The 15,071-nt window shown below is 72.3% G+C and carries 16 protein-coding genes, 2 tRNA genes and 1 pseudogene; 10 read left to right on the top strand and 9 right to left on the bottom strand.

Going from position 1 to position 15,071, the window contains the following annotated elements; genetic code table 11:
- Window positions 1-22: 22 nt before the first annotated feature.
- From rpsP to ACE7GA_RS24065, 9 genes are all read left to right on the top strand, one after another.
- Window positions 23-355 (top strand): 30S ribosomal protein S16, encoded by a 333-nt coding sequence (gene rpsP, locus ACE7GA_RS24105; RefSeq protein WP_376092681.1) that lies wholly within the window; start codon window positions 23-25, stop codon window positions 353-355.
- A 26-nt stretch (window positions 356-381) separates the two neighbouring features.
- Window positions 382-900, top strand: a complete 519-nt coding sequence (gene rimM, locus ACE7GA_RS24100; RefSeq protein WP_376092678.1) for a ribosome maturation factor RimM — start codon at window positions 382-384, stop codon at window positions 898-900.
- Window positions 897-1,619, top strand: a complete 723-nt coding sequence (gene trmD / locus ACE7GA_RS24095) for a tRNA (guanosine(37)-N1)-methyltransferase TrmD (RefSeq protein WP_376092676.1) — start codon at window positions 897-899, stop codon at window positions 1,617-1,619. The genes rimM and trmD overlap by 4 nt, the downstream gene beginning before the upstream one ends.
- A 23-nt stretch (window positions 1,620-1,642) precedes the next feature.
- Window positions 1,643-2,077, top strand: a complete 435-nt coding sequence (gene rplS, locus ACE7GA_RS24090; RefSeq protein ID WP_376092673.1) for a 50S ribosomal protein L19 — start codon at window positions 1,643-1,645, stop codon at window positions 2,075-2,077.
- A gap of 60 nt (window positions 2,078-2,137) precedes the next feature.
- A complete protein-coding gene (gene leuC / locus ACE7GA_RS24085; protein WP_376092670.1) occupies window positions 2,138-3,574 on the top strand; it encodes a 3-isopropylmalate dehydratase large subunit in 1,437 nt (478 codons plus the stop codon).
- A gap of 4 nt (window positions 3,575-3,578) precedes the next feature.
- A complete protein-coding gene (gene leuD, locus ACE7GA_RS24080) occupies window positions 3,579-4,196 on the top strand; it encodes a 3-isopropylmalate dehydratase small subunit (protein WP_376092667.1) in 618 nt (205 codons plus the stop codon).
- 31 nt (window positions 4,197-4,227) lie between these two features.
- Complete coding sequence (gene leuB / locus ACE7GA_RS24075) at window positions 4,228-5,340, top strand: 3-isopropylmalate dehydrogenase (protein ID WP_376092664.1); 1,113 nt, start codon at window positions 4,228-4,230, stop codon at window positions 5,338-5,340.
- Window positions 5,341-5,394: 54 nt separating this feature from the next.
- Window positions 5,395-5,471, top strand: a tRNA-Arg gene (locus ACE7GA_RS24070).
- A 45-nt stretch (window positions 5,472-5,516) separates the two neighbouring features.
- Window positions 5,517-5,593, top strand: a tRNA-Arg gene (locus tag ACE7GA_RS24065).
- Between the two features lie 324 nt (window positions 5,594-5,917).
- On the opposite strand, the gene ACE7GA_RS24060 is transcribed toward ACE7GA_RS24065, so the two are convergent.
- From ACE7GA_RS24060 to ACE7GA_RS24025, 8 genes and pseudogenes are all read right to left on the bottom strand, one after another.
- Window positions 5,918-6,784 carry an ABC transporter permease subunit gene (locus ACE7GA_RS24060; RefSeq protein WP_376100508.1) on the bottom strand — a complete coding sequence of 289 codons (867 nt, stop codon included), beginning with the start codon at window positions 6,782-6,784 and terminating at the stop codon, window positions 5,918-5,920.
- Between the two features lie 80 nt (window positions 6,785-6,864).
- A pseudogene (locus ACE7GA_RS24055) lies at window positions 6,865-7,347 on the bottom strand (ABC transporter permease subunit); the annotation flags it as partial.
- Between the two features lie 227 nt (window positions 7,348-7,574).
- Entirely contained in the window at window positions 7,575-8,558 is a 984-nt protein-coding gene (locus ACE7GA_RS24050; protein WP_376092661.1) for an ABC transporter substrate-binding protein, read from the bottom strand.
- A gap of 111 nt (window positions 8,559-8,669) precedes the next feature.
- Window positions 8,670-9,200 (bottom strand): hypothetical protein, encoded by a 531-nt coding sequence (locus tag ACE7GA_RS24045; RefSeq protein ID WP_376092658.1) that lies wholly within the window; start codon window positions 9,198-9,200, stop codon window positions 8,670-8,672.
- Window positions 9,201-9,487: 287 nt separating this feature from the next.
- Window positions 9,488-10,834: a citrate synthase gene (gltA, locus tag ACE7GA_RS24040; protein ID WP_376092655.1), complete on the bottom strand. Its 1,347-nt coding sequence runs from the start codon at window positions 10,832-10,834 to the stop codon at window positions 9,488-9,490.
- A gap of 138 nt (window positions 10,835-10,972) precedes the next feature.
- Entirely contained in the window at window positions 10,973-11,527 is a 555-nt protein-coding gene (locus ACE7GA_RS24035) for a thermonuclease family protein (protein WP_376092652.1), read from the bottom strand.
- 59 nt (window positions 11,528-11,586) lie between these two features.
- The gene (locus ACE7GA_RS24030) at window positions 11,587-13,071 is read right to left on the bottom strand and encodes a CHAD domain-containing protein (protein ID WP_376092649.1); all 1,485 of its coding nucleotides are present in this window, start codon (window positions 13,069-13,071) and stop codon (window positions 11,587-11,589) included.
- Window positions 13,068-13,592, bottom strand: a complete 525-nt coding sequence (locus tag ACE7GA_RS24025; RefSeq protein ID WP_376092646.1) for a histidine phosphatase family protein — start codon at window positions 13,590-13,592, stop codon at window positions 13,068-13,070. Before ACE7GA_RS24025 ends, ACE7GA_RS24030 begins: the two co-directional genes overlap by 4 nt.
- 138 nt (window positions 13,593-13,730) lie before the next feature.
- Between ACE7GA_RS24025 and ACE7GA_RS24020 the strand changes: the two genes are divergently transcribed.
- Window positions 13,731-14,345, top strand: a complete 615-nt coding sequence (locus tag ACE7GA_RS24020) for a DUF6134 family protein (protein ID WP_376092643.1) — start codon at window positions 13,731-13,733, stop codon at window positions 14,343-14,345.
- Here the strand turns inward: ACE7GA_RS24020 and ACE7GA_RS24015 are convergent.
- The gene (locus tag ACE7GA_RS24015) at window positions 14,326-15,021 is read right to left on the bottom strand and encodes a DUF3833 family protein (RefSeq protein ID WP_376092640.1); all 696 of its coding nucleotides are present in this window, start codon (window positions 15,019-15,021) and stop codon (window positions 14,326-14,328) included. The genes ACE7GA_RS24020 and ACE7GA_RS24015 overlap by 20 nt on opposite strands.
- Window positions 15,022-15,071: the final 50 nt, after the last annotated feature.

Below are 15,071 nucleotides of genomic sequence, written 5' to 3'. Positions count from 1 at the left end.
GGACACAAGGGACTAAGACGACATGGGTCTGAAGATTCGCCTCGCCCGCGCCGGCGCCAAGAAGCGGCCGTACTACCACATCGTGGTGGCCGACAGCCGTTCCCCGCGCGACGGGCGCTTCATCGAGAAGGTCGGCTCCTACAACCCGATGCTCCCGGCCGAGCACGCGGACCGCATCCGCCTTGAGAACGAGCGCATCCAGCACTGGATGGACAACGGCGCCATCGCGACCGACCGCGTTGCGAAGTTCCTCGGGAAGGCGGGCATCGCGCCGATGCCGGAGATCCGCGAGCAGCCGAAGCAGTCCGCGCCGAAGAAGAAGGCGCAGGAACGCGCCGCGGCCGACGCAGGCTGATCTTCGGGCTTTTCGCGTAACATCCCATGCCACCCCGCCGCATCCTCGTCGGCGAGTTCGGCCGCCCGCACGGCGTGAAGGGCCTCGTGCACCTTCGCTCCTTCACGGCCGATCCCGCGGCGATCGCGACCTACGGGCCCCTCTCGGATGAGAGCGGGGCGCGCCGGTTCGCGATCACTTGGCTAACGGAAGGGCTGGTGCGGGTGGAGGGCGTCGCGGACCGCGACGCCGCGGCGCGGCTGACGAACACCCGCCTCTACGTGGACCGCGACGCCATGCCGGCGCCGAAGGAGGACGAGTTCTACCTGTCCGACCTCATCGGCCTCGCTGCCATCGCCGCGGACGGGGCGGCGATCGGCACCGTGGCGTCGGTGGACGACTACGGCGCGGGCGCCTTCCTCACGATCCGCGACGCGGCGGGGAAGGAGATCCTGATCCCCTTCACCCGCGCCTGCGTCCCGGAGGTGGACGTCGCTGACGGCCAGGTCACGGTCGTCCCGCCGGAGGAGATCACCGTCCCGCCCTCCAAGGAGGATGCGGCGTGACCTGGCGCGCGACGGTCCTGACCCTCTTCCCCGAGATGTTCCCGGGCCCGCTCGGCCAGTCCCTGGCCGGCCGTGCCCTGGAGCGCGGCATCTGGTCGCTGGAGGCGCGCAACATCCGCGACGCCGCCACGAACAAGCACCGCAGCGTGGACGACACGCCCTTCGGCGGTGGCGCCGGCATGGTCATGCGCCCGGACGTGGTGGATGCCGCCATCGACGCCGCGATGCCTGAGGGCGACGCTCGCCCGCTGGTCTTCCTGAGCCCCCGCGGCACGCCGCTGCGGCAGGACGCCGTGCGCCGCTGGGCCGCCGGCCCGGGCGTCGTTCTCCTCTGCGGCCGCTACGAGGGGGTGGACCAGCGCGTGATCGAGGCCCGCGGCATGGAGGAGGTCTCCGTCGGTGACTACGTGCTCTCCGGCGGCGAGCTCCCGGCCATGGTGCTGCTGGACGCCTGCGTCCGGCTGATCCCCGGCGTCATGGGCGCCTCCGAAAGCGGCGTCGAGGAGTCCTTCTCCGACGGCCTGCTCGAATACCCCCACTACACCCGCCCCGCGGAATGGCAGGGCCGGCGCGTACCGGAGGTCCTCCTCTCCGGCCACCACGCGCAGGTCGCGGCCTGGCGGCAAGACCAGGCGGCGGCGGTCACCCGCCTCCGCAGACCAGACCTGATGGCCGCGCGCGCGGCCGTCCCATTGCAACATGCGGCGCCCGCCGCCTAAGTGATCGCGAAGGAAGAACCACGATGAACCTGCTGCAGCAGTTCGAGGCCGACCAGATGGCCCGCCTCGCCGCCAATCGCCCCGTGCCGGAATTCGCGCCGGGCGACACCGTCCGCGTCATGGTGAAGGTCGTCGAGGGCGAGCGCACCCGCACCCAGGCCTATGAGGGCGTGGTGATCGCCCGTTCCAACCGCGGCCTGAACTCCAACTTCACCGTGCGCAAGATCTCCTATGGCGAGGGCGTGGAGCGTATCTTCCCGCTCTACTCGCCCAACGTGTCGGACATCCAGGTGATGCGCCGCGGCAAGGTCCGCCGCGCCAAGCTGTACTACCTCCGCGGCCGGACCGGTAAGTCCGCCCGCATCCAGGAGAAGGCGGCCCCGACGAAGGGCGGCGCCTCCGCGGTGTCCGGTAGCGCGGCGGCTGCCGGCGAGCAGTTGAGCGAGCAGCAGGCCTGAAGCCTGCACGGCGCGGCCCCGCTACCGGGCCGCGCCGACTGACGTCATGGGGGAATGCCGATGTCGGCCACGAAGCCGCGCACGCTGTTCGACAAGATCTGGGACGCGCATGTCGTCGAGACGCTCCCGGACGGCACCGCCCTCCTCTACATCGACAAGCACCTCATCCATGAGGTGACCTCCCCGCAGGCCTTCGAGGGCCTGCGCGAGGCCGGCCGCCGCCTGCGCCGACGCGAGGGCACCGTCGCTGTCGTGGACCACAACGTCCCGACCGACGAGACCCGCTTCAGCGGCATCCAGGAGCCCGAGAGCGCCCTCCAGGTCGCGACGCTCGAGAAGAACGTCGCGGAATTCGGCGTTCCTTACATTCCGCTGAACGACAAGCGCCAGGGCATCGTCCACGTCATCGGGCCGGAGCTGGGCCTGTCCCTGCCGGGCATGACGATCGTCTGCGGCGACAGCCATACCTCGACCCACGGCGCCATGGGCGCGCTGGCCTTCGGCATCGGCACGTCGGAGGTCGAGCACGTGCTGGCCACCCAGACGCTGCTCCAGAAGCCCGCGAAGAACATGCGCGTGGTCGTGGACGGCACGCTGGGCTTCGGCTGCTCGGCGAAGGACATCGTCCTCGCGATCATCGGCCAGATCGGCACGGCCGGCGGGACCGGCCACGTCATCGAATTCGCGGGTGAGGCCATCCGCGCCCTCGACATGGCCGGGCGCATGACCGTCTGCAACATGTCGATCGAGGGCGGGGCCCGCGCCGGCATGATCGCGCCGGACGACACGACCTTCGCCTATGTCGCGAAGACCCCGCTCGGCCCGAAGGGCGAGGCGCTGGAGCGCGCGGTCCAGTGGTGGCGGACGCTGCCATCGGACGACGGCGCGCATTTCGACAAGGAAGTGCGCCTGGATGCCGCGGCGATCGCGCCGATGGTGTCCTGGGGCACGAGCCCGGAGGACGTGCTGCCCGTCACGGGCATCGTCCCGAACCCGGACGAGGCACCGACCGAGGAGCGCCGCGCGCAAGTGCGGCGCATGCTGTCCTACATGGGCCTGACGCCGGGCCAGCGCTTGCAGGACGTGATGGTGGACGTCGTCTTCGTCGGCTCCTGCACCAACTCCCGGATCGAGGACATCCGCGCCGCGGCAGCGGTCGCGCAGGGCCGCAAGGTGGCCGATGGCGTCCGGGCCATGGTCGTCCCAGGCTCCGGCCTTGTGAAGGAACAGGCGGAGGCCGAGGGCCTCGACCGCATCCTGAAGGAAGCGGGCTTCGAGTGGCGCGAGGCCGGCTGCTCCATGTGCCTCGGCATGAACCCAGACAAGCTGACGCCGGGGCAGCGCTGCGCCTCCACCTCGAACCGCAACTTCGAGGGGCGGCAGGGCAAAGGCGGCCGCACGCACCTGCTCTCCCCGGCGATGGCTGCCGCCGCGGCCGTCACCGGGCGCCTGACCGACGTGCGGGAGATCGTCGCGCCCACCGGCGTGCGGAGCTGAGCACATGACCCCGTTCACGACGCTGACCGGAATCGCCGCCCCGCTGCCCATGGCGAACGTGGACACGGACAAGATCATCCCGGGACGCTTCCTCAAGACCATCGAGCGCAAGGGCCTGGGCAAGTCGCTCTTCGCCGACATGCGCTACGACGATGACGGGCGCGAAAAGCCCGACTTCGTCCTGAACCAGGAACCCTACCGGCGCGCCGAAGTCCTCATCGCGTACGAGAATTTCGGCTGCGGCAGCAGCCGTGAGCACGCCCCCTGGGCGCTGGTCGATTTCGGCATCCGCTGCGTCATCGCGCCGGATTTCGCCGACATCTTCAACAACAACTGCACCAAGAACGGCCTGCTTCCCGTCCGCCTGCCGCACGAGGTCTGCGAGCGCCTGATGCAGCAGTCCCGCATGGGCGCGAACGCGAGGATCACCGTGGACCTGCAACGGCAGGTGGTGATCGGCGCCGACGGCGAGGAACACCACTTCGAGGTGGACCCACTGCGCAAGGAACGCCTGCTCCAGGGCCTTGACGACATCGGGGAAACGATGCGCCTGTCCCCTGCGATTGACACCTACGAGACCCGCGTGCGCGCCGAGAGGCCCTGGCTCGAAGCCATCCCCTGAGGGGAGCACACTCCAAGCCCGAGGAACCCCCATGCCGTCGAACAAGTCGCTCCTGGTCCTCCCCGGCGACGGCATCGGCCCCGAGGTCATGCGGGAAGTCCGCCGCGTGGTCGATTGGATGGACCGCCGCCGGCGCGTGACCTTCGACGTGAAGGAAGGCCTGGTAGGCGGCGCCGCGCTCGACGCGGCGGGCCATCCTTGCCCTGACAAGACCGTCGAAGCCGCGCTCGCGGCGGACGCCGTCCTCTTCGGCTCCGTCGGCGGCCCGAAATGGGACAGCCTGCCCTTCGACCGCCGCCCGGAGCTTGGCATCCTCCGGCTTCGCAAGGACCTCGGCCTCTTCGCCAACCTTCGTCCCGCGCAGGTCTGGGACCCCCTGGTGGATGCGTCGTCCCTGAAGCCCGACCTCGTCCGCGGCCTCGACATCATGATCGTCCGCGAAAGCACGGGCGGCATCTACTTCGGCGAACCCCGCGGCATCGGCACGCGCCCCGACGGCGTCCGCCATGGCTTCGACACGGAAGACTACGGCGAGGACGAGATCACCCGCGTTGCCCGCGTCGCCTTCGATCTGGCCCGCAAGCGCCGCAACAAGCTGACGAGCGTCGAGAAGGCCAACGTCATGCAGTCCGGCCGCTTCTGGCGGGAGGTCGTGACGAACGTCGGCAAGGCCGAATTCCCGGACGTCGAGCTCTCCCACATGTACGCCGACAACTGCGCCATGCAGCTCGCTTCGCGCCCGAAGCAGTTCGACGTCATCCTGGCCTCCAACCTCTTCGGCGACCTGCTCTCCGACCTCGCCGCCGCCGTCACCGGCTCTCTCGGCATGCTGCCCTCCGCCACCCTCGGTGCCGAACTGCCCGGCGGCCGCCGCCACGCGCTCTACGAGCCGATCCACGGCTCCGCCCCGGACATCGCGGGCAAGGGCATCGCGAATCCGTCGGCGCAGATCCTCTCCTTCGCGATGCTGCTCCGCTACTCCTTCGGCATGGAGGAGGACGCGCGCCTCGTGGAGTCCGCCGTCGAACGCGTCCTCGGCGGCGGACTCCGCACCGCCGACATCATGGCGCCCGGCGCCGCGCGCGTTGGCACCTCCACCCTCGGCGAAGCCATCATCCGAGAACTCGACAAGCTCGCCGCCTGATCCCACGGGGTTGCGCCCCCGCGCCGGGGAGGCTATCTCCCCGCTCCGCCGCACGCGCTCGTAGCTCAACTGGACAGAGCACTAGACTACGGATCTGGGGGTTAGGGGTTCGAATCCTCTCGAGCGCGCCAGGTAGAAGTAGCGTTTGTACCGTAGCGTTGTTGACGACGTGAGAAGCGCCCGTAGCTCAGCTGGATAGAGCACCAGACTACGAATCTGGGGGTCAGAGGTTCGAATCCTTTCGGGCGCGCCACGTTCCTCGTCGCTGATCCGGTGAAGCCGATGCCATGTTCTCGGCGTCGCCACTGGTCGCCGCTCCCTCGCCCCGGCTGAGGTCCACATTCGGTGGCACCGGTGCGCGGGTGACCCACCACCGCAGCACGTTCCACCACGATGTCAGGCCTGGCTCCACGCGGGGCAGTCTCATCCACGATGAGGTCGTGTCGCGAACGGACCCGTTCGCGAAAGGGTTGCAGCAACTCCCGTGCCTCGACACGTCCCACAAAGATTACCGGCGCTTAGCAGCGATCCCGAGGGACGGCTGTAAGGATTCCTGACGCGGCGCGCCCCCGGCCGATCAGGGTCGCCATGGCAGCGTGCCCGGTGGAAGCCGCCGTCCCGCCAGTCCCGCCAGCGCCATCAGCGCCGCGACCAGCACCAGCGCGACGAGCGACACCGCCGCCGCCTGCCCCGTCGCCCCACCATCCTGCAGGTTGAACACGAGCATCCCAAGCGTCTGGGTCCCCGGCCCGGACAGGAGCGACGACAGCGTCACCTCGTTGACGCCGAGGAGCGCCACGAGCAGCCCGCCGGCAACGAGCGCGGGCCGCAGCGGCGGCAGGTGGACGGAGCACAGGCGCCGCCAGACGCCCGCCCCCATCCCCCGCGCCGCATCGTCGAGCGCGGGATCCAGCCGCCCGGCTGCGGCCGCCACCGGCCGGAGCGCCAGCGCCTGGAAGCGGACGAGGTAGGCCAGGAGGATGACCCAGACCGTGCCATAGGCTGCCCCGCCCCCGGCAGTCCGAGCACGAGGAGGATGGTGGCGACGGCCACGCAGGCCCCGGGCAGCGCGTAGCCCAGGTCCGTCGCGAAGGCCGCTACCCGAACCCCGCGCCGCCGCAGCGCCATCGCGACCGGCAGCGCCGCCGCCGCCAGGATGGCGGCCGCAGCCAGCGAGAGGCCGAGCGAGTTGCGCAGCGCCCCGTAGGTCCGCGCCTCCGGCGACAGCGCCGCCGCGAGGTGCCGCAGCGTCGCCGTATCCCAGTTCAGCACGACGCCCGCCGCCGGCGACAGCGCCGTCGCCAGCAGCGACAGCAGGGGCAGCAGCAAGGCCAAGCCCGGGAAGAGCCACAGCAGCGCCGAAGCCGCCTGCGAAGGCCGACCCGCCGGTACGGGCTCGAAGACGCGCCCGGCGCGCAGCGGCACCCCGCGCGCGGCCAGCCATTGCGCGACCAGCCCGGGCACCGCGAGGAGCGCCAGCAGCACCGACATCACCGCCACGCTGGACAACGCCGTGGCCCCGCCCGTGCCGAGCCTCCCCCAGATCAGTACGGGAAGCACCGTGTAGCGCCCGGGGATGCCGAGCACGGCCGCGATCCCGAAATTCCCGAGTGCTGCGATCCAGGCGAGCCCCGCACCGGCCAGCACGCCGCGGGCGAGCACCGGCCACGCGACCACCCGAAGCGCGCGGGACGGCGAGGCCCCGAGGCCGCGGGCCGCCAGCACCGCCTCGCCCGGCAGGCGCCGGACCAGCGCCGCGCAGGACAGCAGCACGAGCGGGGCGCCCTGAGCGCCAAGCAGCACGATCATCCCCCCCGCCCCGTAGAACGGGTTCGGCGTCCCGAGCGGTGGGGCCAGCCCCATGGCGAGCAGCAGCGGCGAGGAGGGCGATCCAACCTGCGCCACCGCGATCGCGAGGACCTGCGGCGGCACCAGAACAGGGAGGATGCAGAGGAACAGCAGAGCTCCCCGCCCCGGCACCGCCCGCAGCAGCAGGACCGCCGCCATGGCCACCCCGAGCAGCAACGCGACCGTTGTCGCGCCCGCCGCGACGGTCAGGCTGCGCCAGGTGGCGCGCCACAGGGCCGGGTCGTCCGCCAGCACCCGCGTCGCCCCCGGCCCGGCCTCCGCGACCAGCCGCAGCAGCGGCAGCACGGAGATGACCAGGAGCCAGACCAGCGCGGCGCCAGCCAGCCCCGCCCCGACCGGCGGGGCCCCGACCGCCTCGCGCGTCGCTATTCGACGAGCGCCCCGAAGCGCCGAAGTACCGTCTCGCTCTCGCGCGACGCCCGGGCCGCGTCGAGCGGCATGACGCGGATCGTCGCCGGGTCCGGAAAGCCGGCCGGCGGTCCCACGGACGGGTCGGCCGGGAGGAAGCCTTGGCGCGAGGCCAGTTCCTGCCCCTCGCGCGACAGCAGGAAGGAGACGAAGGCGACCGCCGCCGGCGCGTTGCGCGTCGTGGACAGGATTGCGGCGGGCTCCGTCACCGCAGAGACCCCGTCGTCAGGAAAGACGAAGCGGACCGGTGCGCCGCGAGCCGCCTCGCGGATCGGCAGGTAGTCGATGACGATGCCGTAGGCGCGCTCCCCGCCCGCCACGGCTTGCATCACCTGGCCGTTGCCGCCGCGCGGCTGCAGCCCGGCGCGGGCCAGCGCCGTCAGGTAGTCCCAGCCATGCGATGCGCTCTGCTGCAGGGTCAGCACGTGGATCGCCGCCGCGCCCGACACGGCCGGCGCCGGCATTGCAACCTGGTTCCGTGCGCGGACATCCAGGAGGTCCGCCCAGCGCCGGGGCACGAAGGGCGCCCGCGCATTCGCGAGGATCCCGGTCGTGATCAGCTTCGTTCCGAAGTAGATGCGCTCGGGATCCGCCCGCTCCGCCGGCACGCCGCCCATGGCGACCTCGGGGGATGGCCGCAGCCGCCCCTCCGCCTTCAGACCCTCCATGGTCAGGCTGTCGGCGAGGAGCAGCACGTCCGCGCGCGGGTTGCCCGCCGCGAACTCCGCGCGCAGGCGCGGCATGATCTGGCCGGTCCCGCCGCGGATCCACTCGACGGTGACGCCAGGATGCAGCCGGCGGAAGGCCTCGACGGTCGCGGCCGCGTCGGGCTCCAGCTGGCTCGTATAGAGGACGAGGTTGCCCGAAACCGGCGCCTGGGCGGCGGTCGCACGCGCCACGGCGAGGGCGGGCAGGGAGGACAGGACAAGGCGGCGGCGCATGGTCGATTCCGTCGTTCCGGGCCATCTATGCCGTCGCAAAATCCCCTTGGGCAGGGGGGCGCGCGGTGACGATGCGATGACGGCGGATCCCGCCGGGGAAGCAGCAGCGCCCTATCGCGGCAGGTGCAGGAAGTTGGCCGCCCCCGTGGCCCGCCCGAGCAGGGCGAACATCTCCGGGTTCCGGTCGCCCGCCTCGTCGGTCAGCGCATCCATCGGGCAATAATATTCGTGCGGCGCGGGCATCTGGCTTCGCGCGAAGCCGTCGTAGTGCCGCGCCCTCAGGCCGAACAGGACCCGCACGTCCCGGACCGGCAACACAAGCGGCGCGGCCGGCTCATGCGGCAGCAGCCGGATCAAGCGCCAGCGCGGTGCCGGATCGCCCTCGCTCGCCGCGCCGAGCAGCCACGGGAGCGGACAGACGACCAGGAGCGACGTCGTGGACGGGGCGAAGCGCGACCGCTTATCCAGCAGGTTCTGAAGAGAGGAACAGGCCTCGATGCAGAGGATGTCGGCATAGGGATCCTCGGGATCGGGCGAGAAATGCATCCAGAGCCCGTCCGGCAGCGTCCTCAACCGGTCGGAGCCCGGCAGCTTCAGGTAGGGCTGGCTCCCCGCGAAGGCCTCGCCGGGCCGTCCGCGCAACCAGGTCCCCGGCTGTTTCAGCGTCGGGCTGGCGCCCGGCGGCCGCTGCGGCCAGCAGCGCAGTCGGCGTCGGACCGTTTCGTCCAGGGAGCATGAGTTGTGCAGCGGACTGAGAACAGTGCGGGACAAAGGCCACGGCTCCGAAAATTGCAACCTTCGGTAGAGTGTCATCCTCGCGATTTCGTGAACAGGCAAACGAATGCCGAACCGCGCGCGAATAGGACGCGAGAAAAACGTGAGGCCGGCGTGGTCTCCCCCGCCGGCCTCCCGCCCGAACCGGCCCGAGCTCAGCCGCGCTTGGCGACGTCCAGGTAATCCCGCGTCGTCGCCCCGGTGTACACCTGACGCGGCCGGCCGATGCGCTGCGCCGGATCCTCGATCATCTCCTTCCACTGGCTCACCCACCCCACGGTCCGCGCGACGGCGAAGAGCACGGTGAACATGCTCGTCGGGATGCCCATCGCCTTCAGGATGATGCCCGAATAGAAATCGACGTTCGGGTACAGCTTGCGCTCGATGAAGTACGGGTCGTGCAGCGCGATCCGCTCCATCTCCATCGCCATGTCCAGCAGCGGCTCGTCCTTGATGCCGAGCTCCTGGAGCACCTCGTGGCATGTCTCCTTCATGATCTTCGCGCGCGGGTCGAAGTTCTTGTAGACCCGGTGGCCGAAGCCCATGAGCTTCACGTGGGAGTTCTTGTCCTTCACCTTCTCGATGAAGTCCGGGATGTTCTTCGGGTGCCCGATCTCCCCGAGCATCTTCAGCACCGCCTCGTTCGCGCCGCCATGCGCCGGGCCCCAGAGTGCCGCGATGCCCGCTGCGATGCAGGCATAGGGGTTGGCACCGGTCGAACCGGCCAGCCGCACCGTGGAGGTCGAGGCGTTCTGCTCGTGGTCCGCGTGCAGCACGAGGATGCGGTCCATCGCCCGCGCCAGGATCGGGTTGACCTGGTACTGCTCCGCCGGGACGGCGTTGAGCATGTAGAGGAAGTTCTCGGCGTAGTTCAGGTCGTTCCGCGGATACACGAAGGGCTGCCCGATCGAGTACTTGTAGGCCATGGCCGCGAGCGTCGGCACCTTGGCGATCAGCCGGAACGCGGAGATCTCGCGGTGACGCGGGTCGTTGATGTCCAGCGCGTCGTGGTAGAACGCCGACAGCGCGCCGACCACGCCGCAGAGGATGGCCATCGGATGCGCGTCGCGGCGGAAGCCGTCGAAGAAGCGCCGGACCTGCTCATGCACCATCGTGTGCATCGTCACGTCGTGGCGGAAGGACTTCAACTGCGCGTCCGTCGGCAGCTCCCCGTTCAGCAGCAGGTAGCAGACCTCCACGAAGTCCGAGTTCTCCGCCAGCTGCTCGATCGGGTAGCCGCGATAGAGGAGGATGCCCTCGTCGCCGTCGATGTAGGTGATCTTGCTTTCGCAGGCCGCGGTCATGCCGAAGCCCGGATCGAAGGTGAAGATGCCGAGCTCGGGGTAGAGCTTGCGGATGTCGGCGACCGGCGGCCCGACCGTCGCCGGCACCAGCGGCGCACGCACCGATCGGTTGGTTCCGTCGAGCGTGATGGTGATCGAGCCCGCGCCGCTCTGCTTGTCGTCGGCCGGGGCCTTGGTGACGATCGCGCCGTCCGTCATGACACTGTCCTTACCGCCGGCAGCGCCGGCGCATTGGCTGGGAGGACGTGGCGGGCAGGGGGCCCGTCATGGTGCGGCGCAAGATAGGCGTAACCGCCCGGTTGTCCATCGTGGGCTTCGACGGCCTGCGGCGACCGGTTAGCGCAGCCCTCGCCAAGCCGCTGGAGGCACCGCGCCGGCCGCCCAGAAGCCTGATCCCGCGGCCCGCGCCGCGCCCTGCTGCGAGGATAGGTCCGGATCGGACGCCAAGGCCCAGCCGCCCGACACCAGCGCGGCATTCACGTTGACCGTCGCCGCCATGCACCGCCCGAGGCCACGGCCCATGCGGTCCCGCCCGCCCATCCGGCAGGTCACGTCGTGGCCCGCGATGAGGCGCGCGAGGGCCTCGGCCGCCCCCGCCCCGCAATCGAGCGACCGCCCCGCGGCATCGCGGCAGGACTCCCCCCGGTCCGGCGCCTCGACGCCGCGGAGGCGGACGACGCGGTCGCCCACCCGCAGCGTCTCCCCGTCCACGACCCGGACTGCCGAGGCGGGGGCGGTCCATTCCTGGTCCTCCGGGGATCCGCCCATGAGCGACCCCGTCCCGCCGATCCCAGCCAGGAACGCGACCCCGGCCGCGAGGCCGAGCAGCGCCAGCGGGCCGCGCCAACGGCGGGGCGAGGGAGCGGGGCGGAAGATGCGTCGGCGAGGCATCACGCCGGGCATCGCTAGCCCGGCCCGGGGTGCCGGGACAAGCCGGGGATACCGTCCGCTCAGCCCGACATGGACGGCGCGGCCCAGAACGGGTCGGTCCGCCGGAGCCGCTTCCAGCTCCGGCCCGCCCGCTTCCGCGCCCGTGCTTCCTCGGCGAGCGACCAGCCCTCGATCAGCCCCGCCGCCCAGGCACGCCGGGAGTCGCGCCCCACGCACTCCGCCGCGAGGCGCCGCGCCACCGCTGCGTCATTCGCCTGGCCCAGCACCTCCTGCAACTCCTCCAGCCGTTCGAAGAAGCGCCGGGCGTCCCGGCCCGGCCAGAGCGGCGCGAAGGCAAGCGCGGCGTAGCGCAGGCGCTTCCCGGCCAGCCGGAGCTCGTGCAGGGCACGCGCGTCCCCGTCCTCCACCGCGCCACCGCGCCGCCGGACGCGCGACCAGCGCCGCGACAGCACCTGCGCGGCGTGCGCGCCGACCTCCGGGGGCGGGCACCCGTCGTCCCAGGGCCGCGCCGCCGCGACGCAGAGAAGGGACCAGACAAGCCGCCGGAACCCGGCGCCGGCCACCTCCTCGCGCAAGGCGACGAGGGCCTCGGCCCGCCGTGCCTCCGCGCGCCGGACGAGGGCGCCCAGCCGGGCGTCAGGCTCGCCAAGGGCGGCCGCCACGCGTGCTGCGGCGCCGCCAAGGAACGCATCCCAATCCCGCGCGACGCCGAGTCGCCGGCCGAAGCCCCCGGCCAAAGCGTCGAGCGCCGCAACCTCCGGGCAGGCGGTCCGCGGCTGCAACGCCTTCAGCACGGCGCGCAGCCGCCGGACCGCGACGCGCATCTTGCGCAGCGCCTCCGCGTCATTCCCCGCGGCAGGTGCGAAGTGGAGCAGCGCGGTAGCGGCATCCGTCAGGGCCATGGCGCCGATCGCGTCGAGGTCGTCCGGAAGCACATCCCGGCGCGGCGGTGGGCCGACGCGCGGGACCTCGCCCCGCGACAGCGCCCGCGCCTGGCCCGCGAGGCTCGCCGCCGGCGGCGCCGCCCCGGCTTCCGCTGACAGCGCGTGCAGGAGCGGGAGGACGGCGTCTGCCGCACCCCCCATGGTGACCCGCGCCGCTTCCGCCTCCGCCGCGGCGGCCCGGATACGGCCGCTGCGCAAGGCGACGGTGACCGGCCCGGCGGCCGTGGCCAGCACCCCCTCGCGCCGCCGCCCCTCCCAGCCGGCGAAGGGGAGGAGCGCAGCGGGTAGGTCGCCGGCGGCGGGCGCTTCCCCTGCCCAGTCGGGCGCGAGGCCCACGACGCGCGCAGGGCCGCGCGGCGCCCGCTCGGCCGCCACGCCCCGCGCGCCCAGTGGCGCGTCGGCCGCGTCGAGCCACAGAAGCCGCTCCGTCGCGGAGCGCCCCGCGGCGATCCCGGCGAGGCAGGGCAGGCGGAACAGCCGCGCGGCCGCCTCCGGCGCGATCTCCGCCTCGAGCGCCAGGTCCCGCACCGGCCGGCCGACGGGGACGGCGGGGAGGAACCCGGCCGGCGCGTCCTCCCCCGGCGGCCGATCTTCCGTCACGCCGCGGGTTCGGGCAGGTCGCGCGGCGCGAGGAAGCGGAGCAGCCGTCCCTCGCCGCGCGCAAGGCCTCCCCAGCGCCCGGGGACCTCGAACTCCGCCAGGCCGCAGGTGGGGTAGGCCTCGCGCAGGACGTCCAGGTCCCGCGCCGACGCCGCGTCGCCCGCCAGTTCAAGCGCCAGTTCGTGCAGGCCGGGGTTATGCGCCAGCAGCAGCACGGACCGCGTCTCCTCCTGTACGTCGCGGAGCGCGTCGAGCAGGCGGGTCCAGGGCGCGAGGTAGAGGTCGTCCGTCACGTCCACACGCGCCCCGTCCAGCGGCCCCAGCGCCTCCAGCGTCTGGAGCGTCCGGCGGGAGGATGAGACGAGGACGAGATCCGGCCGCAGAAGCCCCAGGCCCCCCATCGCCACGGCCATGGCACCCGCCGCCCGCCGTCCCTTCGCGTTCAGCGGGCGCGCGTGATCGGACAGCGCGGGGTCGTCCCAGCTGCTCTTCGCGTGCCGCAGCAGGAGGAGACGATGCATGCGGGGCAACTTGCCACGCCGCGCCGCCGCCGCAAGCCGTCGCATCGGCGTGAGGGAGCGGCGCGCGCCGGCCCCTCACGCCGATGCGACGCGGGGCGGGGCTTGAGGCCGGGCCGAGCATCGCGGCATCTATCTGCGATGCGGAACATCACGACCCGCCGGCTGCTCCTCGCCGCGCCGGTGCTGCTCTCCCCGGCCCTCGCCCTTGCAGCCCCGCCCGGGGGCTACCGCTGGCGAATCCTGCGGGACGGGACGCAGATCGGCACCCACCGCGTGACGCTGTCGGGCGACGCCGCGACCCGGACCGCCGCGACCGAGGTCGAGATCGTCGTCCGCCTCGCGGGCTTCACCGTGTACCGCTACACGCACTCCTTCTCGGAGACCTGGGCCGGCGACCGGCTGTTGGCCCTCCGCTCCCGCTCCGACCGCAACGGCACACAGGGTGCCCTGAACGTCCGGCGGGAAGGCGAGGTCCTGATGGCCGAGGGCGGGCCGGACGGCACGCTGCGGCTGCCCGGCAACGCTGCGCCGCTGTCCTGGTGGGATCCCGCCGTGCTGGCCCGCCCGCTCTTCGACGCCGCGACGGGCCGTGCCGAAGCCGCCCTGGTCCGCGAGGGCCCGCCGAACGGACCGAGCCGCTGGCGCCTGACCGCGGCGCCGAATTCGGAAGCAACCTACGACGCGGCGGGGAACTGGACGGGCTACGGCACCCGCGGCGCGGACGGCAGCGCCGTCACCTACGCGGCGCTATGACCGAACGCCCGGGCTCCGGCCGCCCGGGCTGCGCCGGCGCGGACGTGTCCGCCGCCGGCCGCGCCGCACGCCGCGCCTCCTCGTAGGCCTGTCCGGCATAGACCGAGGTCCCGCCGCCCGGCCCGAGGCGCCGGAAGGAGACCTGCGCCGTCGCCACCCCGATCCCGTACCAGGAGATGTTGGCGCGGGAGAGCGCGGTCTCCTCGTTCAGGCGCACGAACCACTGGTCATAGCCAAGCTTGCGCCGGCTGCCGTCGAGCTGCTGCTGGTTCAACTCGTACTTCAGGTTCAGCGCGTTGCCGGAGGTGGTGCCGGCGATGGCGCCGGTCGCGTCCGTGGCCTCGCCCGCCCAGCCATTGCCGCCCGCCGCCGAGGGATCCCGACGCAGCCGCCAGAAGCGCCGTTCCTCCCGCGTGTCGTCGAAGACGAAGTATTCGTCGAGGGTGAGGGTGGTCCCGTCCCAGCCGCCGATCAGCTCGCAGGTGAACCAGCCATTCACCGCGCCGAAGAAGTTGGTGATCAGCCCGTTGCTGCGCAGGCGCGCGGCGAAGAACTCCTCGGGGCGGAAAGGCGGACCCTTGCCGGCGAAGGTGTCCGGGGAGGTGCCGCAGCCCGGAAGAAGCGCGGCGGCGCCGAGCGCCGGCGCGGCGGTGAGCAGGGAACGGCGTGTCGACATGGCCGCAGCATCCGCCGGCAGGCCCCCGCTGCCTAGACGTGCCGCCCAGC

The organism is Roseomonas sp. CCTCC AB2023176 (genome assembly GCF_042259275.1).
Lineage (GTDB): Bacteria > Pseudomonadota > Alphaproteobacteria > Acetobacterales > Acetobacteraceae > Roseomonas.
The sequence above is the reverse complement of the archived record's forward strand: the minus strand, read 5'-3'. Positions and strand labels throughout refer to the sequence as shown.

Coding starts and splice junctions, on each gene's coding strand:
- rplS (WP_376092673.1), top strand. CDS start 1,643: ATGAACCTGCTGCAGCAGTTCGAGGCCGACCAGATGGCCCGCCTCGCC.
- ACE7GA_RS24050 (WP_376092661.1), bottom strand. CDS start 8,558: ATGCGCCGCCGCCTTGTCCTGTCCTCCCTGCCCGCCCTCGCCGTGGCG.
- ACE7GA_RS24015 (WP_376092640.1), bottom strand. CDS start 15,021: ATGTCGACACGCCGTTCCCTGCTCACCGCCGCGCCGGCGCTCGGCGCC.
- ACE7GA_RS24025 (WP_376092646.1), bottom strand. CDS start 13,592: ATGCATCGTCTCCTCCTGCTGCGGCACGCGAAGAGCAGCTGGGACGAC.
- rimM (WP_376092678.1), top strand. CDS start 382: ATGCCACCCCGCCGCATCCTCGTCGGCGAGTTCGGCCGCCCGCACGGC.
- ACE7GA_RS24060 (WP_376100508.1), bottom strand. CDS start 6,784: ATGGCTGGCCGCGCGCGGGGTGCCGCTGCGCGCCGGGCGCGTCTTCGA.
- rpsP (WP_376092681.1), top strand. CDS start 23: ATGGGTCTGAAGATTCGCCTCGCCCGCGCCGGCGCCAAGAAGCGGCCG.
- ACE7GA_RS24035 (WP_376092652.1), bottom strand. CDS start 11,527: ATGCCTCGCCGACGCATCTTCCGCCCCGCTCCCTCGCCCCGCCGTTGG.
- leuC (WP_376092670.1), top strand. CDS start 2,138: ATGTCGGCCACGAAGCCGCGCACGCTGTTCGACAAGATCTGGGACGCG.
- leuD (WP_376092667.1), top strand. CDS start 3,579: ATGACCCCGTTCACGACGCTGACCGGAATCGCCGCCCCGCTGCCCATG.
- leuB (WP_376092664.1), top strand. CDS start 4,228: ATGCCGTCGAACAAGTCGCTCCTGGTCCTCCCCGGCGACGGCATCGGC.
- gltA (WP_376092655.1), bottom strand. CDS start 10,834: ATGACGGACGGCGCGATCGTCACCAAGGCCCCGGCCGACGACAAGCAG.
- ACE7GA_RS24020 (WP_376092643.1), top strand. CDS start 13,731: ATGCGGAACATCACGACCCGCCGGCTGCTCCTCGCCGCGCCGGTGCTG.